Source organism: Streptomyces sp. NPDC090025 (genome assembly GCF_044748125.1).
Classification (GTDB): Bacteria; Actinomycetota; Actinomycetes; order Streptomycetales; family Streptomycetaceae; genus Streptomyces.
The window spans coordinates 169,704-191,385 of the sequence record NZ_JBIVFL010000005.1; the positions used below are offsets into that span (position 1 = coordinate 169,704).

Sequence of the window (21,682 nt, forward strand, 5' to 3'; positions counted from 1 at the left end):
CGGCGGGGCCGCGGAGCGGCAGGGTGGCCGGGTTGTACGTGGACCGAACGCACTGACACGCGCCTGACTGTGAGGTGGACCCTGATGAGCACGGGTGGCTCCGGTGGCCTGCGGTACCGCTGGGGAAGGGTCGCGGCGCCTCTGCTGCTGTTGGTCCCGTTCCTCGCGGTGACGGCGGCCTCCGCCCCTGACGTGGCCGAGGCGGGCCCGCTGGCCGCCGCGACGGCCGACGCCAGGATCGCGTTCGCCGGGACCCGGCACCGCAGTCTCGGCACCGTCACCTCGGACACCACCAGCGCGCCGTTCTTCGGCGCCGGTGCGACGCACATGGATGTGCAACCCGCCGCGCTGGGCGATCAGTTGGTGTTCGCCAGTCGCCGGGACGAGAAGTACCCGCAGATCTATCTGCGCACCGCCGACTCGGCCGTGCACCGGCTGACCAGCGGTCTCGACGCGGCGAACCCCCGGCTGACGCCGGACGGCCGTTCGGTGCTGTTCGACGCGCCCGGTCCCGACGGCAAGCAGCGGGACATCTGGCGGGTCGGCACCGACGGCGCCGGACTCACCCGGCTGACCGACACCCCCGCGAACGAGGTGCACCCGACGGTGTCGCCGGAGGGTGGCCGGATCGCGTACGTCAGCGACGCCGACGCGGCGGCCGGCCGGCAGGTGTACGTACGGGCGATGGGCGGCGGTACGGCCACCCTGGTGAGCGATCCCGCCCAGGGCCCGGCGTCGGAGCCGGTGTGGAACCCGGTGGACGACGCCGAGAACCGTGATGTCATCGCGTACACGGCGACCGGCCCCGAAGGTCCGCGGCTGAAGTGGACCGACGGGGTCAACCGGGGCCAGCTGCTCTCGGGCGCCCAGGCGCAGTGGCGGACCCACGGGGCAGCGTGGCTGCCCGACGGGGACGGGGTGCTGTTCCTCAGCCCGGACCGCACGTGCAACTGCGAGGGCGACTGGCAGCACGTGTTCCGGGTGGACGCGCACTCCGACGCCGTGCCGACGGTGGTGCTCAGCGAGAACCGGGAGATCAGCGAGGTCACCTGGCTGGGTCCGCGCGAGGGCGGCAGCACGGTCGTCGAGCGGATCACCGGGGCGACCCCGAACGAGGTCACCCTCCAGGACGTGCGGATGGACGGCACCGACCCGCGCGATCTGCATCTGAAGATCCTGAACGAGGACCCGGCGGCCGACACCAACACGGACCCGGCGAAGGACCCGCTGTTCCAGCCCGCCGCCGGGTTCGACCCGTGGACCGAGCGGCAGAACTACACCCCCGACGGCCGCCGGATCGTGCTGACCCGCTTCGAGGGCGAGCCGAACCAGCGGATCATGCGGATCTGGATGGCCGACGCCGACGGCACCAACGAGGCGGCGCTGCCGCTCGCCGGGCGCGGGCCGCGGGACTGGGACACCGACCCGACGTTCTCCCCGGACGGGAAGACGCTGGCCTTCACCCGGATCTCGCCCGGCGGGACCAACGGGACCGCGGGCCCCAGCCGGATCCTGATCGCGGACGTGGCGACCGGTGCCATCAAGGGCGAGGTCGTGCCGCCGGCCGGGCAGCCGGTGGGCGGCGACGCCCAGCCGACCTGGTCGTCCGACGGTACGACACTGGCGTTCACCCGCAATCTGGTGATCAACGGCAACGGCGCCAACAAGCACGTGTGGACCGTGCCGGTGGACCGGCTCGGCGAGCAGCGGGACCTGAGCTCGAAGATCTGCCCCGGCGCCTGTGACGTCATCGACGACAGCCCGGCCTTCTCGCCCGACGGCACCACCATCGCGCTGAACCGCAAGGGCGGCGGCGGCCGGATCGACGAGCGCAACGCCCTGCTGGTCACCTCCCTCGACGGCAGCGGCTGCCGGGTGCTCGTGCCCGACGACGCGCCGGACGACGCGGCGGTCTGCCAGCGCGACATGATGGAGAACCCCGGCCCGTTCCAGCCGCGCGACGCCGCCTGGCTGCCCGACGGCAAGGGTCTGGTGGTCAGCGTCCGGATGTCGCGGGCGGTCAACACCCCGGAGAAGCTCAAGCGGGTGGATCTGGCCAACGGCGCGACCAGCGACCTGACCGTCCATCTGCCGGGCCGTCACAAGGAGCCCACGCTCCAGCAGTCCGTGGACCTGGCGGTCGAAGCACCCGCCACCGTCCCGCAGTTCACCGTCGGCACCCCGGGCACCGTCCGGGTCGACGTGGTCAACCGCGGCCCGGCGGCCTCGCCCGGCACCCGGCTGACCGTCGCGCCGCCGGCCGGCCTGACCGTCACCGGGATCAGCGCGCCCGGCGCGACCTGCGACCCGGCGACCCTGACCTGCGTCCTCGGCGTGGTGCCGCCCGGCGCCCGGGTGCCGGTGGACGTCACCCTCACCGGCCTCGTCCCCGGCGACCAGCCGGTGGACTGGACCGTGACGGGTGCCGTGCTCGACCCGAACCCGACCGACAACACCGGCCGCACCGTGGTGCCGGTGCGCGAGGCGCCGGAGCCGACGCCCAGCCCGTCCACGCCGACACCGACGCCGACCACGCCGAGCCCGAGCCCGACGATCCAGCCGCCGACCAGCCCGCCGCCCCCGCCGCCCGCCCCGCTCGCGGGCCCCGGCCTGCGGGTCACGGCCCAGCCCAACCCGGGTTACGTGGGCGGGCGCGTCGTCGTCACGTACACCGTCCGCAACGGTCGTGACGCGCTCGCCACCGGACTGCGGCTGCGCATCGGCCTGCCGAAGGGCGTGCCGCACGACGGGCCGCCGCCCGGCTGTGACGCCTCGTTCGACTGCGCGCTGCCCGATCTGCGGCCCGGCGGCCGGGCCGTCGTCCAGGTGATCCTGCGGCCCGACCGGGCGCTCACCGGCCAGGTCACCGGCCGGCTGACCACCACCGGCACCGACGCCGACCCGCGCGACAACACCGCGCGGCAGCGCATCCGGATCCTCCAGCCGCGGATCGTCGCGGTGCCGCCGATCGGCAAGCCCGGCTTCGTCACCTCGGTGCGCGGCAAGGACTTCCCGCCCGGTGCGCCGGTGCGCTTCACCTGGCAGCCCGGCATCACCGCCGCGGCCGCGCCGACCGTGCCGCGCGCGAACGGCACGTTCATCGGGCAGCTGCTCATCCTCGCCAAGGACCAGACGGGCCCGCGCACCATCACGGCGAGCGGTCCCGGCTTCTCGCCGGTGAAGACCGACTTCCTCGTGGTGACCGGCACCATCCAGCCGCCGGACGTGGTGACCCGCCGATGATCCATGAAGTCGACGAGGGAATACGGGCGTTGCTCGTGGAGTCCGGTCTCGAGGCGTCGGGCGTCGAGGTGGTCTTCGACGCCCCGACCCGGGACTGGGCGGCCCGGCGCAGCGCGCCGACGGTCTGCGTGTTCCTGTACGACCTGCGCGAGGACCACACCCGGCGGGGCAGCGGCGGCGGCGAGGTGTACGACGCCGACGGCTTCGTCGTCGCCCGCCGCACCCCGCCCCGCTGGTTCGAGCTCACCTATCTGGTCACCGCGTGGGCGGGCCGCCCGCAGGACGAGCACCGGCTGCTCTCCCAGGTGCTCGCCACCCTGGTGGGGTACGACTCGCTGCCGCCGCACCTGCTGACCGGGACGCTGGCCGAACTCGGGCTGCTGCTTCCGGTCGACGTCGGCGGCACGGGCGCGGACGCGCCCGCCGCCTCCGACGTCTGGTCGGGCCTCGGCGGCGAACTCCGCCCGTCGATCGGTCTGCGGGTGCACGCGCCGCTGGCCGGTGTCGCCACCGAGGCGGCGCGGCCGGTCACCGAGGGCCTGCTCATCCGCTCCACCCCGGGCGTGCGTCCGGAGCCCGGCACGCTCGCCGGGTACGGCCCCGGCGAGGACGGCCAGGGGTACGGGGACGGGTCCGGGTCCGCCCCGGACGCACCCGGCACCGACAGTGGCACCGACGGCGGCACCGGCACGGACGGCGACGGCGAGGAGCGGCGGCGGCTGCGGTACACCGAGGTGAGCCAGCCGGCACCGGGTGAGGGCTTCGGCTCGCCCCGGGAGCGGCGCCCCGCTCCGGCGCGCCGCCGACGAGGAGGACGACAGCCGTGACCAGCACCACCCCGACCGCGCCGAAGGCGCGGCGGACCCCGGCCGCCCGACCGGCCGGGCCCGTACCGCAGGACTCCGCCGACCCCGCCGACACTGCCTCGGAGCGCGGCATCGCCCCCGACGACGGGACGGCGGCCCGGTTCCTGTGGGACCGGCTGCGGGTCGTCGAGGAGCGGGTGCGGCAGGCCGTGGCGGTGCGCCGGGCGGTCGACCCCGACCCGGACGACCCCTACCGGGGGCAGTATCTGACGCCCGAGGCGGTCGAGCGGGTGCTCGATCCGCCGTACGACCCGGCGCTGCCCGCGCTGGCCCCGGCGACGCCGCCGCCGGGCTCGCCCTCGGCGGTGCTCGCCGCCCGCTTCGGGCTCGCGCCGCTGGACCTGGATCTGCTCCTGGTGGCGCTCGCGCCGGACCTGGACGGCCGGTTCGAACGGCTCTACGGCTATCTCAACGACGATCTGACCCGGCGCAGACCCACCGTGGGCCTCGCCCTCGAACTCGTCGGCCGCGCCGGGATCCCCTCGGCGCGGTTCCGTCTCTCCCCCGGCGCACCGCTGGTGGCGGGCGGTCTGATCGAGGTCACCGAGCCGGACCGGCCGCCGCTGTCGCGGGTGCTCGCGGTGCCCGACCGGGTCATCGCCCACCTGCTCGGCCAGGACGCGCCCGATCCGCGGCTCGCCGAGGTGCTCGGCCTGGCCGTGCGGGACCCGGCGGTCGATCCGGCCGAACGGGACCGGGCCGCCGCCGCGCTGCGCACCGGGACCGGGCACGTCCATCTGCGGGCCAGGGGCGGTGACGCGGCCGGCCTCGGCGCGGCGGCCCTCGACGCCGCCGGGCTGCGGGCGCTGCCGCTGGACGCGGGCGCGCTCGGCCAGGACGAGCGGGCGGTGGCCGGGCTCGCCAGGACGGCCGCCCGGGAGGCCCGGCTGAGCGGCGCGGGCGTGCTGCTCGGCCCCGTCGAAGCACTGCCCGACCAGCCGGGGGTACGGGACCGGCTGCTCCGCACGGTGTGTGCGGCGCTGCGTGGCGTACCGCTCCTGACGTACGGGACGGGCGGCTGGGAACCCGCCTGGGCCGCCGACACCCCGGTGACGCTCGCCGCGGCGGCGCCCGCGCCCGACCGGCACGCGGCGCGCTGGCGGCACGCCCTGGAGCGGGCGATGACGGAACTGGCCACCACCGCACCGGAGGTGACCGGGACGGCGCTGTCCGGACCGGCGGCCGGACCGGGCGGCGCACCGGGTCAGGGCGGCGAAGACGCCCCGGACGTCGATGCGTTGGCGCTGTCGGTGGCCGCGCACCGGCTCGACGCGGGGCAGTTGCGGCGCGCGGCGGGCACCGCCGTGCGGGCGGCGGCGCTCGACGGCCGCCCGGTGTCGCCGGACGACCTGCGCGCCGCCGTGCGCGGCCAGAGCGGGGCCGGGCTCGCCCGGCTCGCCCGCCGGGTGGAGCCCGCGGTCGGCTGGGACGATCTGGTGCTGCCCGCGCCGACGCACCGGCAGCTGCGCGAGCTGGCGGTCCGCGCCCGGCACCGCGACCAGGTGCTCGGGCAGTGGGGGATGCGGCCGGGCGGCGGACGCGGGCGCGGGGTGATCGCGCTGTTCGCGGGGTCGTCCGGCACCGGCAAGACGATGTCCGCCGAGGTGGTCGCGGCCGATCTGGGCATGGACCTGTACGTCGTGGACCTGTCCACGGTCGTCGACAAGTACGTCGGCGAGACGGAGAAGAACCTGGAACGGATCTTCACCGAGGCGTCGTCGGTCAACGCGGTGCTGCTGTTCGACGAGGCCGACGCCATCTTCGGCAAGCGGTCGGAGGTGAAGGACGCCCGGGACAAGCACGCCAACGTGGAATCGGCGTATCTGCTCCAGCGGATGGAGTCGTTCGACGGCATCGCGGTCCTGACGACCAATCTGCGGGCCAATCTGGACGAGGCGTTCACCCGCCGCATCGATGTCATCGCGGACTTCCCGGTGCCCGACGCCACCCAGCGGCTTGCCCTGTGGGACCGCTGTCTTGGCCCCCGGCTGCCCCGCGCGGCCGATCTCGACCTCGGCTTCTGCGCGGACCGGTTCGAGCTCGCGGGCGGCAACATCCGCGCCTGCGCGGTGTCGGCGGCCTACGCGGCGGCCGCGGCGGGCGGCGCGCTGACCATGCTCCAGCTGATGACGGCCGTCGCGCAGGAGTACCGCAAGCTCGGCCGGCTGATCCTGCCGGGCGAGTTCGGACCGTGGTTCGCCGAGGTCGTACGGCCCTGAGCCCTCGTACGGACCTGAGTCCTCGTACGGACCTGAGTCCCCGGAGGGCAGTCCCGCTGCCCCCGCCCAGGTCCGTACGCACCTTCCGTCCGCGGCGGCCCGCCGGAAAGGCTGGGACGACCCTGATCACGGCCACCGCCGAAAGGTCCGGACCTCACAGGTCCGCGGCCGGAAGGACCGCCGGACGGGGTCATCCCTCTCTTGAAGTGACAGAACGAAGGAGCGAGCATGCCGACGTACCTCACCCCGGGCGTGTACGTGGAGGAGGTGCAGTCCGGTGCTCGTCCGATCGAAGGAGTCGGCACCGCCGTCGCCGCGTTCGTGGGCTTCGCCAGTGGCGGCCCGTTCCACGAGCCGACCCTGGTCACCAGCTGGGACCAGTACACCCAGACCTTCGGCGGGTTCGCGGAGGGCACCTACCTCCCGCACGCCGTCTACGGCTACTTCTCCAACGGCGGCGGCGCCGCGTACATCGTGCGCGTCGGCGAGTCCGCGGCGAGCGGCGGCTCCGCCGCCCAGGGCGGCGGCCCGCAGGCCATCGCGGCCCAGCCGGTCGAGCTCGGCGGCTTCCTGATCGCGGCCAAGCCGGGCGTCAGCGGCGTCTCGGTCGAGATCGCCGACGCGGACGGCGACAACACGCCCGAGGACCGCTTCAAGGTCCTGGTGCGCCGCGGCGACCAGGTCGCGGAGACCTTCGAGGTCTCGACCCGCAAGAGCGTCAAGGGCTACTTCGTCACCCAGACCCGGGCCTCGAAGCTGATCCAGGTCTCCGAGCGCCGGGACGCCACCCAGACCCGGCCGGAGAGCCAGACGGTCGCGCTGCCCGACGCCGCGGCCCCGGCCGTCCCGGGCGGGCAGTCGGACGTGGCCCGGGTCGACCCGGCGGAGTACGTCGGCGACGCCGGCGCCCGTACCGGTTTCGCCGGTCTGGAGACCATCGACGAGATCACCATGGTCGCGGTCCCCGACCTGATGAGCGCCTACGAGCGCGGCGCCATCGACGAAGAGGGCGTCCGCACCGTGCAGCTCGCGGTCATCTCGCACTGTGAGCAGATGGGCGACCGGGTCGCCGTCCTCGACACCCCGCCGGGCCTCAACGCCCAGCAGGTGCGCCGCTGGCGGCAGGACGAGGCGGGCTACGACTCCCGCTTCGCCACCCTCTACTACCCGTGGGTGCGGGTCTTCGACCCGGCCGCGGGCCACAACACCACGGTCCCGCCGAGCGGTCACATCGCCGGTGTGTGGGCGCGCAGCGACGCCGAGCGCGGTGTCCACAAGGCGCCCGCCAACGAGGTCATCCGCGGCGCGGTCGACCTGGAGCTGCGTCTCAGCAAGGGCGAGCAGGACCTGCTCAACCCGATCGGCGTGAACTGCGTGCGCGCGTTCCCGGGCCGCGGCATCCGGATCTGGGGTGCCCGCACCCTGTCGTCCGACCCGGCCTGGCGCTACCTGAACGTGCGCCGCCTGTTCAACTACCTGGAGGAGTCGATCCTCCTGGGCACCCAGTGGGTGGTGTTCGAGCCGAACGACGACCGGCTCTGGTCCAGCATCCGGCGCAACGTCACCGCCTTCCTCACCGAGGAGTGGCGCCGTGGCGCGCTGTTCGGCCGCACGGCGGCCGAGGCGTTCTACGTCAAGTGCGACCGGGACAACAACCCGCAGGAGTCGATCGACCAGGGCCGGGTGGTCTGCGAGATCGGTGTGGCGCCCGTGAAGCCCGCCGAGTTCGTGGTGTTCCGGCTCGCGCAGTTCTCGGACAGCACCAGCCTCGTCGACGAGTAGGCCGACGAACCGCCCGGTGGACGGACCGCCGGGCGGACCGGGCTGCGGCAGCAGTCATCGCACGTGACGAGCAGGAACAGGCCGGGGCGGGTCCGACGGATCCGCCCCGGAACACGGAAAGGTTAGGGAGTCATGGCAGAGGGCGATGCTCTTTCCACTCATATCTTCGGCGTCCAGCTGGGCGGATACCTGGTCGAGTCGATCCAGGAGATCAGCGGGCTGACCGTCGAGGAAGAGGTCGTCGAGGTCCGCCAGGTGAGCGCGGACGGCAAGCAGATCATCCGCAAGCAGCCCGGCGCCCGCCAGGCCGGCGAGATCACCATCACCCGCGGTCTCGACAAGAGCAGCGAGTTCACCAAGTGGATCAAGGAGACCCTGAACAACGGGGCCGTCGACACCGCTCGGCAGAACCTGACCATCGAGATCAAGGACACCACCGGCGCCACCGTCCGCCGCATCCAGCTGATGCAGGGCTGGGCGTCCAAGTGGGAGGGTCCCTCGCTCAAGGCCGGTGAGTCGTCCGCGGCCACCGAGAGCGTCACCATCGTGTTCGAGGAGATCGTCGTCGAATGAGGCGTCGTACGGTCACGGCGGGCAACCTGGACGAGATTCTCCAGGCGACCGCGCCCGCCCAGGCCGCGGCGGGGTTCGAACAGCCCGCGCCCGTGGCGGCGCCGCCCAGCGCGGCGCCGCGCGCGGACCACGGACTGCGCACCGAGTTCGAGTTCGAGCTGCCGCGCGGGTACGTGGACGAGGCGGGCACCGTGCACCGGCACGGCTCGATGCGCCTGGCCACCGCGCGCGACGAGCTGCGCCCGCAGATCGACCTGCGGGTCAAGGAGAACCCCGCGTACCTGAGCGTGGTCCTGCTCAGCCAGGTGATCACCCGGCTCGGCACGATCAGCGACGTGCACGCGGGGATCGTGGAGCGGATGTACGCCACGGACGTGGCGTTCCTCCAGGACTTCTACCGGCGGGTCAACAGCGAGGGCCACACCCGGGCCGCGGTCACCTGCCCGCACTGCGAGGGCGGCTTCGAGGTCGACCTCTCCGGTGGGCGCCTGGGGGAATCGTGACGTACGCACTCCCCCGGCTGCGGGAGGAGATCGCGTACATCGCCTACCACTTCCACTGGCAGCGTGAGGAGATCCTCGACCTGCCGCACCGCGAACGCCAGGAGTGGGTCGCGGAGATAGCTCGTATCAACACCCGTGTGAACGAAGGCGGTTAGCTACATGGCATGGCGGGACTGGCGCCTGCGTCGGCGGGCCGCCGGACCGGCGGCCGGGCCCGCCCCACGGGCGGACTCGGGCGCCGCGGCGACCTCCGGCACGGCCCCCGCGCCGGACGCCGGGGCGCGCTCCGGCGTGCCCGGGGACTGGGACGGCGGCTGGCGGGCGACGACCCCGCCGACGCTCACCGTGTCGCGCGCGCCGCTCGGCGTGAGCGACGGCCTCACCTTCCGGGCCGGGCTCGCCTCCTGGCAGGACCCCTCGTTCGACAAGGGCCTCGCCCACTCCGTGCTGCCCACGGCCCCGTCCGGGGTGATCCAGGGCGTGGCCAGGCCCCCGGCCGCCCGCCCCACGACGGGCGGCGGCGGCCCGCTGCTGCTCCGCGCGATCCGCCCGCAGGGACCGGAGCCGGAGCCCGAGCCGGAGCGGACCACCACCACGGTCGTCCCGGCCGGCCGGGCACCGGTGCAGCGCGCGACGGCCAAGCCGGGCACGCGGACCACCGGCACCCTCGGATCCGGCCCGGCACCCACGCCGGATACCTCCAACTCTTCGACTCCGACCGCCGTTTCGGGTGCCCCGGTGGTCTCGCCGGATGCCGTACGGCCGGGGCGCGGCGGGCCGGGACCGGTCGGTCCTGTCGTGGCACGTGCCACCGCGTCCGACGGCGCCGGGGCAGCCGCCCCGGTTCCCCCGGCTCCCGCCGTGCGGCGCCGGGCCCGGGCCGAGAGCCCGAAGCCGGAGGCCCGGCAGGAGAAGACCCAGGGGAAGAGGCAGCAGCGGGCGTCCCGTGCGGACGGTCCCGCCGTCCAGCGTGCCCCGCGCGACACCGAACGCCCGGGTGCCTCCCAGGACTCCGGAGCCTCGCGGGGCGCTCCGGCCGCGTCGGCGGCACCCCGACCGGTGTCCGGTACGGACGGCCCCGCCGTCCAGCGCCCCCGGGCATCGAGCCCTGGATCCGCCAACAGCACGTCTGGCACGGGCAGTTCGCGACCTGACGGCTCCGGTGCGGGCGTCTCCGGTACGAGCGGCTCCCGTACGAGCGGTTCGCGCACGGGCGCGTCCGGTACGGGCGGTCAGGCCGCCGCCGCAGCCGCTCCGGTGCAGCGCGCCGCCCAGGCCCCGGCGCCCGCCAGCCGCGGACTCGTCTCCCCCGGCTCCCCCACGGTGCTCGGCACGCCCGCCGAGAGCGTTCAGCGTGCTGCCGTGCCGTCGAGCGGCGCCGCGCCGGTGCGTGCCCCGGAGCTTCCGGTGGTGCGCCGGATCGCGGCGGTTCCCGAGGTACGGGCGGCGGGCGCCGCCCCGGTGGCCGCGCCGCGCTCCTCATCACCCGCCCGGCCCGCCCGGCCGTCCGCTCCGGCCCCGACCGCCGCTCCGCACGTCCAGCGTGCCGCGACCGGCCAGGCTCCGGCGGAGCCCCGTACCGGCACCGCCCCTGCCGACACCGCCCGTGCCGTGGTGCGACCGCGAACGGTGGGCGCCCGTCTGACCGTTGCCCGGGTGACCACTCCGGTGGCCCGGCGCCGGGTGCCTGTCGTGCCCCGGTCGGCCACGCCCCCGGTCGCCGCGACGGCGTCCTCCGCCGCAACCGGGACCGCCGTGCAGCGCGCGGAGGTCCGGGCGCCGCTCGGCACGACCACGGGCGAACAGCGCCTGGCCGCCCGCCCGTCGGCGGACCCGGCGACGGCTCCGGCCGCCCCGGCCTCGGCAGGACCGGCGCTGCCCGTACTCCAGCGGCAGTCCGACGCGTCCCCGTCCGCTGCCGCTCCGTCCGCTCCCGCTCCGGCGGCCGAGCGTCCGGCCGCCAGGACCCGGCCCGCACAGCAGGGCCTGGGTGCGCCGCTCACCGAACTGCCTTCCACCGCACGACCGTTGACCGGCGGATCGAGCGGACCCGCGCTGCCCTCGTTGCAGCGCGCCACGGAGCCGGGTCCCGGTGCGGCCGATGCCGCTCCGGCGGCCCCGGCCACCCCCTCGCCCGCCCTGCCGGTGCTCAAGGGCCCGTCGGACACCACCCCGAGCGGCCCGACGACGCCCGCGCCCTCCGCCGCGCCCTCCTCGGTGCAGCGACGGCCCCGGGGGCGGACCGGGCTCGGGGCGCCCATGACCTCGATGCCGGCGAGCGCGACGCCAGCGACCCGCCCGTACGACGTCCAGCGGGCGCCGTCCCGCCAGACCCCGGCGCCTCAGGCCCCGGCGCGTCAGTCCCCGTCCCCTCAGGCCCCGCTGCTCAGCCCGGGCCCGGCCGCCCGGCCCGCCCCCGCGGCGAAGGCGACGACGGCGGCGAAGGCGCAGGCCCCGGCCGCCGCAGGACCGGTGCCGCTGGTCGTCGCCCGGCGGGTCGACACCCCCGGAGGCCCGGCGGCCGGACCGGTCTCCGGCCCTGCGACCGTCCCGCCCGTCACCACGACCACCGGCCGTTCGATCCAGCTGCTCTCCCAGCGGCCGCTGCCGTCGAGCCTCGGCGCGGACTCCGTCGCCCCGGATCTTCCGGCGGCCACCGCCCCGCGTCCGGCGGCGCGTCCGGTGGTCCCGGCGCGCTGGGCCCACGACCAGGGCACTCCGGGGACGCCGGGGAAGCCGAGTGCGCCCGCCGCCCGCCCGTCCTTCGCCTCCCCCGGCGCGCCCGCCGTCCAGCGCCGGGCCGCCGTCACCCCCGTACCGCCGTCGGGCTCGTCGCACGCGCCGTCCGCGCCGGGCGTCCGGCGCGGGCCCGCTCCGCTGCCCATGGCCGGGCCGCAGGCGGCTCCGCTGGTGGTGCAGCCTGCTCCGGCCGGGCCGCGGCCCGCGCTGCCGTCGCTGCCGGGGGCCAGGCCCGCCGGGCAGCCGGTGCCCGTGGTGCAGCCGCGGTCGGTGGCGCCGGGACTGCCGTCCGGTCCGGTGCCCGGCGCCGCGCCCACGCCGGCCGCCGGGCGGGCCCCGGGGTCCGCGCCGGGCAGTCCCGGTCCGGCCGGGCCCGCGCCCGTCCAGCGCGCGGCGCCGCTCCCGACCAGCACGACCACCACGACCACCACGACCACCGGGAAGAGCGGCGCGGGCAAGCAGGACCGGGAGCGGGGTGCGGGGCATCCGAAGCCCGACGACTCCGACCTGGACGAGCTGGCCCGCAAGCTGATCGACCCCGTGGCGCGGCTGCTGCGGGCGGATCTGCGGCGCGGGCGGGAACGCGCGGGCCGCCCCTTCGACGGACGCCGCTGAACCGTGCGCACGCCGAGCAAGCCAAGCCCGCCGCGCACCCGGACGCACAAGAAACGGACCACCGACCGATGACCGACAACATCTTCGCCACCAGCGTGTTCTTCCGGCTCGCCATCGGCGGCAACGACCTGGGCGCCTTCCACACCTGTTCCGGGATGGGCGCCGAGGTCGAGATGGAGACGTACGCCGAGGGCGGGAACAACGGCTTCACCTGGCAGCTGCCGGGCCGGGTGACCTGGTCGAACATCACGCTGACCCGGCCGGTGACCGCCGACACGGCGAAGATCGGGCGCTGGCTCGACGAGACGCTGCGCCGGGTGGAGCCGAAGGACGGCGAGATCGTGGCGCTGCGGCCGGACCTGAGCCGGATCATCAGCTGGCAGGTGTTCGGGATCGTGCCGGTGCGCTGGCAGGGCCCGTCGTTCGACCCCGCCAACTCGGCGGCGGCCGTGGAGACCCTGGAGATCGCCCACGCGGGCCTGGTCCCGAGCTGACCCTCCGGCCGCCGTCTCCGGCCGCCGCCTCCCGCCCCACCTCCGTCCACCCTCGTTCCCGCCTCACTCTCGGAAGGGAGTCCACGGCATGGCCGTATCGGCTCGCGCCAGCCGCGCACGGGCGCAGCTCACCCTCAAGGAGCCGCCCGCCTCCGTCGGTGCCAAGCCCGGCGGGACGCTCGCCAAGCTCAATCTGCAGTTCAACCCGTCGAACCTGCAGTTGAGCAAGTCCACCGAGTGGCGGCGTTCGCCGTCCCGGATGGCCGGGCAGTCGGCGCTGCCGGAATTCGTCGGCAGCGGGCCGCGCACGCTGAGCCTGGAAGTGTTCCTGGACGCGACCGCCACCCACGACAACTCGGTGGAGCAGGCGGTGGAGAAGCTGATGAAGGCGTGTGTGCCGACGCCGGCGAGCCTCGGGCGCAAGAAGCCCGCGAGCCCGTGGGTGCGGTTCGAGTGGGGCAACGCGCGGACGACGTCGTTCGACGGGGTCCTTTCGAACCTCTCGGTGTCGTACACGTTGTTCGATGTGGACGGGAAACCGCTGCGGGCGACCTGCCAGCTGTCGATCGAGGAGGCGAGCGTCGATCCGCCGGGCCAGAACCCGACGTCCGGCGCGCGCACCGCCCGCAGCACCCACCGGGTTGTGGCGGGCGACACGCTCGCGATGCTCGCGTGGCGCGAGTACGGGGACGCGACCGCCTGGCGGGCGATCGCGGAGGCCAACGGGATCGACGACCCGATGGCGCTGGTCCCGGGCACCGAACTGGTGGTGCCGGGGATGCCGGACGCCGAGCCTGAGGAGGGGCGATGAGCGGGGACACCGGAGGGCGGTCCTTCGCGGCCGATCCGATCGTGGAGGCACCGGGTGAGCTGCCGCCCATCTGGGGCGCGCAGCTGGTGAGTTGTGTGGTCGACGAGAACGTGGGGCTGCCGGACACGGCGGTGCTGACGTTCCGCGACCCCGACCACGAGTTCCTGACGGCGACCGGGATCACCATCGGCACCCCGCTGAAGGTGTCGGTGGTGACGGTGAAGGGGCAGGCGCGGGAGCGGCTGTTCAACGGCGAGGTCACCGCCCTGGAGATCGACCGGGACCGTACCGGTTCGTTCACCGTGGTGCGGGCGTACTCGAAGGCGCACCGGCTGCAGCGCGGCCGGAAGGTGGTGGCGTTCCGGAACATGACGGCGTCGGCCATCGTGCGGAAGGTCGCGGCGGGGGCCGGGCTCGCGGTCGGCAAGGTGGAGGCGGCGCCGGTCACGTACAAGCAGCTGTCCCAGGCGAACGTGTCCGACTGGGAGTTCCTGCAGTACCTGGCGGGCGAGAGCGGCGCGCAGGTGCGGGTCGACGACAAGGGTGTGCTGCAGTTCACCAAGCCGGTCAAGGCGTCGGGGGCGCCCGCGCCGTCGACGTCGGCGACCCGCAATCCGATGGTCCTGGAGTACGGGCGGAATCTGATCGCGCTGCGGGCGGCGCTGTCGGCGGCGGACGGCGCGGCGAAGGTGCGGGTGCGGGGCTGGGACACGACGACCAAGCGTCCGCTGCTCGCCGAGCAGCCGTCGGTGGTCAGCGACACGGTGACGCCGGGGCTGAAGCCGCAGGCGGCGGCCGTGTTCGGCGCGCCGGTGGTGACGGTGGCGGACACCCCGTACCGGACGCAGGCGGAGACGGCGGCGGTGGCGAACGCGGCGGCGGCGCAGATCAGTTCGGGTTTCGGTGAGCTGGAGGCGGTCGCCGAGGGCAATCCGATGCTGCGGGCGGGCAAGCCGGTGGCGCTCGGCAATGTGGGCAAGGCGTTCTCGGGCCGGTACACGGCGACGGCGGTGCAGCACGTCCTGGAGCCGCACGGCGGCTACCGGACCACCGTGTGGGTGAGTTCCAGTCCGGACCGTTCGCTCGCGGGTCTGGTGACCGGGGCGAACGCGCCGGGCCGCGGGCCCCGGATGCCCGGTCTCGCGATCGGTGTGGTGACCGATGTGCGGGAGCCGAACGGGTCCCAACGGGGCGCGGTGCGGCTGAAGTTCCCGTGGCTCGACGAGACGTACGTGACGGACTGGGTGCGTACGGTGCAGTGGGGCGGCAAGGGCGGCGGCGGGGTGGTGAGCCCCGAGGTGAACGACGAGGTGCTGGTCGGCTTCGAGCAGGGGCTGCTCGACAGCCCGTACGTCCTCGGCGGGCTCTACAACGGGGTCGACCAGCCGTCGCCGCACGACGTGCCGCTGATCGACCGGACCAGTGGCAAGGTCAACCGCCGTTCGGTGGTGTCGCGTTCGGGGCACCGGATCGAGCTGCTCGACGCGCCCGCGCCGGGTCCTTCGGGGATCCGGCTGGTCACCGGGGACGAGCGTCTGGAGGTGCGGATGGACGACCGGAAGAACCGGATCGAGGTCACCGTGTTCGCGGGGAAGAACCGTCCGCTGAGCCAGCTGATCATGGACCGGCAGGGCATCACGCTCGACGCCGGGCGCGGCACCGTGAAGGTGTCGGGCCGTCAGGTGGACATCAACGGCACCGCAGGGGTGAACGTGGACGGCCGTACGGTGAAGGTGGCCGGTACCGCGGACGTCACGGTCGACGGCGGATTGCTCGCCACCCTCAAGGCCCGCCTCATCAGGATCAACTGAGGCCCGCCCCAAGGGCTTTCGTCCGGCCGCAGCCCTCGCCCCCGTCCGCACCCACCTCCAGGAGTCCCAGATGCCAGCCGCTGCCCGTACGGGCGATCCCACCAACCACGGCGGTGTGATCGGCACGCCGCCGCCCGCCGCCGCGCGGTCGGTGGTCACGGTGCTGATCGGCGGGCGGCCCGCCGCCGTCACCGGCAGCCTGCACGTGTGCGTGGTGCCGCCGCACGCGGCGCTCGGCCCGGGCAATGTGATCATGCCCAATCCGGCGGCGCTCGCCACCGGCACGGTGCTGATCGGCGGGCTGCCCGCGGCCCGGGCCAGGGACCAGACGACGTGCGGCGCGATGATCCTCACGGGTGCCATGAACGTGCTGATCGGGGGCGTGTGATGAGCGAGCGGTTCATCGGCCGCGGCTGGGCCTTCCCGATGCGGGTGGGGCCCACCGGCGGCATCGCGATGGTCGAGCGGGAGCGCGAGCTGGAGGAGGCGATCCGGCTGATCCTGGGCACCGCCCCCGGTGAGCGCCCGATGCGGCCCGAGTTCGGCTGCGGCATCCACGAGTACGTCTTCGCCCCCGGCGACGGCGACACCGCCGGGCGGGTCGGGCAGCAGGTGCGCGACGCGCTGGAGCGGTGGGAGCCGCGGATCATCGTCGACGACGTGATCGTGGCCTTCGACTCCGTCGACGCGGGCACCCTCTACATCGATGTGCACTACACGGTGCGCATCACCAACGACCGGCGCAACCTGGTCTTTCCCTTCTACACGATCCCCTCCGAGGAGGGGGCCGAGGAAATGGTCGCGGACTGATGGCCCTCCCCTCCCCCAACCTGGACGACCGACGGTTCCAGCAGCTCGTCGACGAGGCGAAGCGCTATGTGCAGCAGCGCGCCCCGGAGTGGACCGACCACAACGTCTCCGATCCGGGTGTCACGCTGATCGAGACGTTCGCCTATCTGGTGGACCAGCTCCTGTACCGGCTCAACCGGGTGCCGGACAAGAACTACCTGGCGTTCCTCGAACTGTTGGGCATCCAGCTGTTCCCGCCGTCGGCGGCCTCCGCCGAGGTGGACTTCTGGCTGTCGGCGCCCCAGCCGGAGACGGTGACACTGCCGGCGGGCACCGAGGTGACCACGGCAGCCGGTGAGGGCGAGGAGGACGCGGTGGTCTTCGCGACCGCCGACGAACTCCACATCGTGCCGAGCGAGTTGATCCGGATGCTGACCGCGCCGCGGATCGGCGACCAGACCGACCGGACCGCCGAGCTGGCCGAGGGCCGGGACATCCCGGTCTTCCAGGGGGCGCCCGAGCCGGGCGACGCGGTGCTCTTCGGGCTGCCGACCGCGGTGCCGCGCTGCGTGATCGCGGTGCGCCTGGACAGCCGGGTGCAGGGCGTCGGCGTCGACCCCCGGCAGCCCCCGCTGGTGTGGGAGGCGTGGGACGGCGGGCGCTGGCAGCGCTGCGAGACCGGCTCCGACAGCACCGGCGGTCTCAACCGGCCGGGTGAGGTCATCGTCCATGTGCCCGCCGGGCACCGGGCGTCGCTGATCGGCGGCACCCGGGCGGGCTGGCTGCGCTGTCGGGTGATCGAGGCGGAGCCGGGCCAGCCGTTCTACTCGGAGTCCCCCACGGTCCGCGAGGCCGCGGTGTTCACCGTCGGCGGCACGATGACCGTCGAGCACGCCGAGACGGTCACCGACGTGCCGCTCGGCAGCTCGGAGGGCGTCGCGGGGCAGCGCTTCCCGCTCGGCCGCCCGCCGGTGCTGCTCGACGGCGAACCGCCGGTGGTCGAGGTGTCCTCGCCGGACGGCTGGCAGCGCTGGGAGGTCGTGGAGCACTTCGGCCGCTCCGGGCCCGAGGACCGGCACGTCCGGGTCGACGCCACCACCGGCGAGTTCAGCTTCCCGCCGGTGCTTCGCGAGCCGGACGGCTCGCTGCGCGCGCGGGGCGCCGTACCGCCCAAGGGCGCCCAGATCCGGGTGTCCCGCTACCGCACCGGCGGCGGCCCGGCGGGCAACGTGGCGCGCGGCGCGATCTCGGTGCTGCGCAGCTCGGTGCCGTACATCGCCCGGGTCGACAACCGGGAGGCGGCGCGCGGCGGCGTGGCCGGGGAGACCCTGGAGAACGCGAAGCTGCGGGCGCCGGAGGCGCTGCGGATGCAGGAGCGCGCGGTCACCGCCGAGGACCACGAGATCATCGCCCGCCAGGCGGCGCCCTCGGTGCGCCGGGTGCGCTGCCTCCCGGCCGCCGACGACACGCCCGGCGGCCCGGTGCGCGTCCTGGTGGTGCCGGACGCCGTCGCCGACGAGGGCGACGACCGGCTCCGCTTCGAGCAGTTGATCCCGTCCGACCAGATGCTCGCCTCGATCACCCGGGCCCTCGACGAGCGGCGCCTGATCGGCACCCGCCTCGTCGTGGAACCCCCGGTGTACCAGGGCGTCACCGTGGTCGCCCGGCTCGCGGCCCCGTCGGCGGACGCCGACCGGGTCCGGGACACCGCGCTCGCCGCGCTGTTCCGGCACCTGAACCCGCTGCACGGCGGCCCGGAGGGCACCGGCTGGCCGTTCGGGCGGCCGGTGCAGTACGGGGAGCTGTTCGGCGTGCTCCAGCGGGCCGTCGGGGACGTCCTCATCGAGGACATCCGGATGTTCGCCGCCGATCCGATCAGCGGCCGGCGCGGCTCGCCCGTCGACCGGATCGACCTCGGGCCCGGCGCGCTGGTCTTCTCCTACCAGCACCAGGTGGTCGTCACGGCGACGGACGCGGAGGGCCAGGGATGACCCGGGCCGCCGTCCCCGGCCTGCCGAGCCGCTACCCGATCGGTGAGCAACTGCCCGCCCTGTACGCCGAGGACGACTTCGCGCAGCGGTTCACGTCCGGGCTCGACACCGTCCTGGCGCCGGTGTTCGCGACCCTGGACAACCTGGCGGGCTACTTCGACCCGCGGCTCGCCCCGGTCGACTTCCTGTCCTGGCTGGCCGGCTGGGTGGGCGGCGTCGACGACGAGCGCTGGCCGCTGGAGCTGCGCCGCGAGGCGGTGGCCCGGGCGGTCGAGCTGCACCGGCTGCGCGGCACCCGGCGCGGTCTGGTCGAGGCGCTGCGGCTCGTCCTCGGCGTCTCCGCCGACGTGTCGGGCGACGGCGGCGTCGCCTGGTCCGCCACCCCGGGCGGCGCGACCCCGCCCCCGGTGGCCGCGGAGATCCTGGTACGGGTCTGGCCCGGGCGCAGCGCCGAGGTGGACCCTGACCGGGTGCGGCAGTTGGTGCGGACGCTGTGTCCGGTGCACACCAGGTGCCGGGTGGAGGTACTGCCGGGCCGGCCCGCGGACGCGGCCGAACCGGAGACGGACGGCGAGGAGGGTGGACACCGTGCGTGAGTGTCCGGCGTGCGGGGCGGCCAACGCCCCCACGGACGATTTCTGTCACAACTGCGGCTCGTACCTGGGCTGGTCGGAGGAGTCGGCACGCGCCGGACGCGCGCCGTCGGGTCCGGCCGCGCCCACCGCGCCCACCGCGCCCACGGGTCCGGCGGGACCGGCCGCCGCGCCGGAAGCCGCCGGTACGGCGCCGAGCGCCGCGCCGACACCCGTACCCGCGCCGACGCCCACCGCCGCACCGGCTCCCCCACCGGAACCGGCACCGGAACCGGCACCCACGCCCACTCCCACGCCCGTTCCTGCTCCGGCTCCGGCTCCGGCGCCCGTGGCGGACCCGGTGCCGCCGGTGGAGCCCCCGGCCGCACCCGTCGTCCCGCCGCGCCCGGCGCACTCCCCGGCGCCGCCCGCCGCTCCCGCTCACGCTCCCGTACCGTCGGGCCCGCGCCCGCTCGCCGGTGCCGCGAAGCCCGACGACGGCGCGGACGGGCACGACGACCAGGACGACCAGGACGACAACCGGCAGGACCGCCGCGAGCGCGACGAGGCCAGCCGTGAGCGGGACCGTGACCGTGACCGGGAGGAGCGGCGGCGGCGTCAGGCCCAGGAGGACGACTCCCAGGGCGAGAGCGAGAACGCCGCGATGGCCCGCGAGGGCGCCGGGTGGCTGCGGCAGACCGCGCAGCGGTTCGGGCTGATGCCCGATCTGCCGTCGGTGACGCCGCCCCGCCTGCCCTCCGTGCCCGGTGTGCCGGGCGTGCCGCCCGCGTCCATGGCCGACTTCCGGTCCGACCGGGGCGCGGACCGCCAGGCGGACGACGACGACATCGTCGAGAGCCCCCGCCCGCAGCACCAGGCCCAGGCCCAGCCGTCGGCACCGGCACCGGCGGCTCCCCCGGCCGCGCCCGCCCCCGTACGCCCCACCGCTCCGCCGCCCCGGCGGGCCCCGGCGGCGCCCGCCGCCGTGCCCGCTCCGGCCGAGGAGGGTTCGCCGGGTCCGGTGCTGCCGGGCCGGGCGGTGGCCGCCCGGCCGGTGGTGCGGCAGGTGCCGGTGACGGCGGACCTGGAGGGGCCGCCGTGCCCGAAGTGCGGCACGCCCAACGCGCCCGAGCGGAACTTCTGCCGCAAGTGCGCGGCGCCGCTGCGGCGGACGGCCGCGCCGGAGGAGCTGCCGTGGTGGCGGACGGTGTGGCCGTTCCGCAAGCGGCGGGCCCGCAGCGGGTCCGGGCGGCTGACCCGGTTCCTGACCGTCCTGGTGATCGTCCTGGCGCTGTGCGCGGGCGGGTTCCTGCTGCTGCCCGCCGGGCGGGCGCTGATCGAGGACACCCGGGACAAGCTGGGCAAGGCGAAGCCGGTCACCCCGACCGGTGCGCAGGCGAGCGCCGAGGTACCCGGGCATCCGGGCGTGGCCAGCGTCGACGGGCTCAGCAACCGTTACTGGGGCGCGCCGCGCGCGGGCGCGTCGGTGACGTACCGCTTCGCGAAGCCGTTCCGGATGGTCGACGTGATCGTGACGAACGGGCCGACGTCCGAGCCGGAGGGCTACGCCAACCAGGGCAGGGCGCTGAAGATCGAGATGGAGGTCACGTCGAAGGACGGCGAGGTGAAGCGGCAGACGCTGAACCTGACCGACAAGGCGGGGCCGCAGACCTTCCCGACCGGGATCAGCGACGTCACCTCGGTCCGCTTCGTGCTGGGCACGCCCGTCGGTCTCTCGGGCAAGCGGCATCTGGCCCTGGCGGAGGTGGAGTTCTTCCAGCGCGGCTGATCTCCCGGCCACGGCCCCGCACCGACAGCGGTGACGCGGAGTCGTACCGGCTGCTCGACGAGGCCGTCCGACCGGCAGCCGAGAAGCTCGGCGCCCAGGTCGTCCACACGGCCGGGAACCACGACGAGCGCGGTGCGCTGCGCGCCTCGCCGAACCCGCCGCCGCCCGTCACTCGTAGCGGGTGGTGAAGGCCACCAGGTCGCCCCGGCAGCGCCGGACGACCTGGCACAGGGGCTCCTCGTCGGCGACGAGGAGCCCTTCGCGTACGAGCACGGCCGCGCCCGGCTCGCTACCCAGCAGCTCCTGGTCCTCGGGGCCCGCGAGGTCGGCGGAGACGGTGTGGCTGCGGTAGCGGTGGTCGAGCCCGAGGCGGCGCAGCGCGCCGAGCACGCCCTCGGTGGGCTCGACGGTGAGGTCGGCGAGGCGCGGCGGCAGCGCGTACCGGCTGGCGACGCAGGGCACGCCCTCCATCCGCAGCAGCGTGGCGACCTCGAACACCTCGGCGTCCGGCAGGCCGAGGCGCCCCGCCACCACCGGGTCCTGGCGCAGCGCGGCGGAGCGGATCTCCTCGCCGCCGCTGAGCCGGGCGGCGATGTCGTCGATCACGGCGGGCGGGTGCAGCCGGGTCTCCGGGTCCACCGAGACCTCGTAGCGGCGGCGCAGCGCCCGGACGTAACTGCCGCTGCCGTGGCGGGTCTCGACGAGTCCGCCGGTGCGCAGCTCGACCATGGCCTGCCGGGCGGTGAGCCGGTGCACGCCGTAGTGCTCGGCGAGTTCGGGTTCGGTGGGCAGCCGGGAGCCGGGCGCCAGATCGCCGGAGCGGATGCGGTCGGCCAGCTCGCGGGCTATCGCGCGGTATCGGGCTTCTCGGGGCACCCGCCCACT

The 21,682-nt window shown here is 75.2% G+C and carries 18 protein-coding genes; 16 read left to right on the plus strand and 2 right to left on the minus strand.

Going from position 1 to position 21,682, the window contains the following annotated elements; translation table 11 throughout:
* Positions 1-84: 84 nt before the first annotated feature.
* From ACIPXM_RS15260 to ACIPXM_RS15330, 15 genes are all read left to right on the plus strand, one after another.
* A complete protein-coding gene (locus tag ACIPXM_RS15260) occupies positions 85-3,243 on the plus strand; it encodes a hypothetical protein (protein WP_401655363.1) in 3,159 nt (1,052 codons plus the stop codon).
* Positions 3,240-4,070 carry a DUF4255 domain-containing protein gene (locus ACIPXM_RS15265; protein WP_401655364.1) on the plus strand — a complete coding sequence of 277 codons (831 nt, stop codon included), beginning with the start codon at positions 3,240-3,242 and terminating at the stop codon, positions 4,068-4,070. Before ACIPXM_RS15260 ends, ACIPXM_RS15265 begins: the two co-directional genes overlap by 4 nt.
* Positions 4,071-4,180: 110 nt before the next feature.
* Positions 4,181-6,328, plus strand: coding sequence for an AAA family ATPase (locus ACIPXM_RS15270; protein WP_401655555.1), 2,148 nt, complete (start codon positions 4,181-4,183; stop codon positions 6,326-6,328).
* 228 nt (positions 6,329-6,556) lie between these two features.
* Positions 6,557-8,110 carry a phage tail sheath family protein gene (locus tag ACIPXM_RS15275; protein WP_401655365.1) on the plus strand — a complete coding sequence of 518 codons (1,554 nt, stop codon included), beginning with the start codon at positions 6,557-6,559 and terminating at the stop codon, positions 8,108-8,110.
* Positions 8,111-8,242: 132 nt separating this feature from the next.
* A complete protein-coding gene (locus tag ACIPXM_RS15280) occupies positions 8,243-8,683 on the plus strand; it encodes a phage tail protein (RefSeq protein WP_401655366.1) in 441 nt (146 codons plus the stop codon).
* Positions 8,680-9,186 carry a hypothetical protein gene (locus ACIPXM_RS15285; RefSeq protein WP_401655367.1) on the plus strand — a complete coding sequence of 169 codons (507 nt, stop codon included), beginning with the start codon at positions 8,680-8,682 and terminating at the stop codon, positions 9,184-9,186. The genes ACIPXM_RS15280 and ACIPXM_RS15285 overlap by 4 nt, the downstream gene beginning before the upstream one ends.
* Complete coding sequence (locus ACIPXM_RS15290) at positions 9,183-9,341, plus strand: DUF6760 family protein (protein ID WP_401655368.1); 159 nt, start codon at positions 9,183-9,185, stop codon at positions 9,339-9,341. The genes ACIPXM_RS15285 and ACIPXM_RS15290 overlap by 4 nt, the downstream gene beginning before the upstream one ends.
* Before the next feature lie 4 nt (positions 9,342-9,345).
* Positions 9,346-12,540 (plus strand): hypothetical protein, encoded by a 3,195-nt coding sequence (locus ACIPXM_RS15295; RefSeq protein WP_401655369.1) that lies wholly within the window; start codon positions 9,346-9,348, stop codon positions 12,538-12,540.
* Between the two features lie 68 nt (positions 12,541-12,608).
* Positions 12,609-13,034 (plus strand): phage tail protein, encoded by a 426-nt coding sequence (locus ACIPXM_RS15300; protein ID WP_401655370.1) that lies wholly within the window; start codon positions 12,609-12,611, stop codon positions 13,032-13,034.
* 88 nt (positions 13,035-13,122) lie between these two features.
* Positions 13,123-13,845: a LysM peptidoglycan-binding domain-containing protein gene (locus ACIPXM_RS15305; RefSeq protein WP_401655371.1), complete on the plus strand. Its 723-nt coding sequence runs from the start codon at positions 13,123-13,125 to the stop codon at positions 13,843-13,845.
* On the plus strand, positions 13,842-15,656 hold the full coding sequence (locus tag ACIPXM_RS15310) for a VgrG-related protein (RefSeq protein WP_401655372.1): 1,815 nt from the start codon (positions 13,842-13,844) through the stop codon (positions 15,654-15,656). Before ACIPXM_RS15305 ends, ACIPXM_RS15310 begins: the two co-directional genes overlap by 4 nt.
* 70 nt (positions 15,657-15,726) lie before the next feature.
* Entirely contained in the window at positions 15,727-16,044 is a 318-nt protein-coding gene (locus ACIPXM_RS15315) for a PAAR domain-containing protein (protein WP_401655373.1), read from the plus strand.
* Positions 16,044-16,466, plus strand: coding sequence for a GPW/gp25 family protein (locus tag ACIPXM_RS15320; protein WP_401655374.1), 423 nt, complete (start codon positions 16,044-16,046; stop codon positions 16,464-16,466). Before ACIPXM_RS15315 ends, ACIPXM_RS15320 begins: the two co-directional genes overlap by 1 nt.
* A complete protein-coding gene (locus tag ACIPXM_RS15325; protein ID WP_401655376.1) occupies positions 16,466-18,436 on the plus strand; it encodes a putative baseplate assembly protein in 1,971 nt (656 codons plus the stop codon). The genes ACIPXM_RS15320 and ACIPXM_RS15325 overlap by 1 nt, the downstream gene beginning before the upstream one ends.
* Positions 18,433-19,032 (plus strand): phage tail protein, encoded by a 600-nt coding sequence (locus ACIPXM_RS15330; protein WP_401655377.1) that lies wholly within the window; start codon positions 18,433-18,435, stop codon positions 19,030-19,032. Before ACIPXM_RS15325 ends, ACIPXM_RS15330 begins: the two co-directional genes overlap by 4 nt.
* Positions 19,033-19,077: 45 nt before the next feature.
* On the opposite strand, the gene ACIPXM_RS15335 is transcribed toward ACIPXM_RS15330, so the two are convergent.
* Positions 19,078-19,311 (minus strand): hypothetical protein, encoded by a 234-nt coding sequence (locus ACIPXM_RS15335; protein WP_401655378.1) that lies wholly within the window; start codon positions 19,309-19,311, stop codon positions 19,078-19,080.
* 67 nt (positions 19,312-19,378) lie between these two features.
* On the opposite strand from ACIPXM_RS15335, the gene ACIPXM_RS15340 reads away from it, so the two are divergent.
* Positions 19,379-20,797 (plus strand): zinc ribbon domain-containing protein, encoded by a 1,419-nt coding sequence (locus ACIPXM_RS15340; RefSeq protein WP_401655379.1) that lies wholly within the window; start codon positions 19,379-19,381, stop codon positions 20,795-20,797.
* Positions 20,798-20,965: 168 nt separating this feature from the next.
* Here ACIPXM_RS15340 and ACIPXM_RS15345 read toward each other — a convergent pair whose 3' ends face one another.
* A complete protein-coding gene (locus ACIPXM_RS15345) occupies positions 20,966-21,673 on the minus strand; it encodes a GntR family transcriptional regulator (RefSeq protein WP_401655380.1) in 708 nt (235 codons plus the stop codon).
* Positions 21,674-21,682: the final 9 nt, after the last annotated feature.

Excerpts from the sequence above, each read along its gene's own strand:
- ACIPXM_RS15260 (WP_401655363.1), top strand. The coding sequence starts at position 85 with ATGAGCACGGGTGGCTCCGGTGGCCTGCGGTACCGCTGGGGAAGGGTC.
- ACIPXM_RS15265 (WP_401655364.1), top strand. The coding sequence starts at position 3,240 with ATGATCCATGAAGTCGACGAGGGAATACGGGCGTTGCTCGTGGAGTCC.
- ACIPXM_RS15275 (WP_401655365.1), top strand. The coding sequence starts at position 6,557 with ATGCCGACGTACCTCACCCCGGGCGTGTACGTGGAGGAGGTGCAGTCC.
- ACIPXM_RS15280 (WP_401655366.1), top strand. The coding sequence starts at position 8,243 with ATGGCAGAGGGCGATGCTCTTTCCACTCATATCTTCGGCGTCCAGCTG.
- ACIPXM_RS15285 (WP_401655367.1), top strand. The coding sequence starts at position 8,680 with ATGAGGCGTCGTACGGTCACGGCGGGCAACCTGGACGAGATTCTCCAG.
- ACIPXM_RS15295 (WP_401655369.1), top strand. The coding sequence starts at position 9,346 with ATGGCATGGCGGGACTGGCGCCTGCGTCGGCGGGCCGCCGGACCGGCG.
- ACIPXM_RS15300 (WP_401655370.1), top strand. The coding sequence starts at position 12,609 with ATGACCGACAACATCTTCGCCACCAGCGTGTTCTTCCGGCTCGCCATC.
- ACIPXM_RS15305 (WP_401655371.1), top strand. The coding sequence starts at position 13,123 with ATGGCCGTATCGGCTCGCGCCAGCCGCGCACGGGCGCAGCTCACCCTC.
- ACIPXM_RS15310 (WP_401655372.1), top strand. The coding sequence starts at position 13,842 with ATGAGCGGGGACACCGGAGGGCGGTCCTTCGCGGCCGATCCGATCGTG.
- ACIPXM_RS15315 (WP_401655373.1), top strand. The coding sequence starts at position 15,727 with ATGCCAGCCGCTGCCCGTACGGGCGATCCCACCAACCACGGCGGTGTG.
- ACIPXM_RS15320 (WP_401655374.1), top strand. The coding sequence starts at position 16,044 with ATGAGCGAGCGGTTCATCGGCCGCGGCTGGGCCTTCCCGATGCGGGTG.
- ACIPXM_RS15325 (WP_401655376.1), top strand. The coding sequence starts at position 16,466 with ATGGCCCTCCCCTCCCCCAACCTGGACGACCGACGGTTCCAGCAGCTC.
- ACIPXM_RS15330 (WP_401655377.1), top strand. The coding sequence starts at position 18,433 with ATGACCCGGGCCGCCGTCCCCGGCCTGCCGAGCCGCTACCCGATCGGT.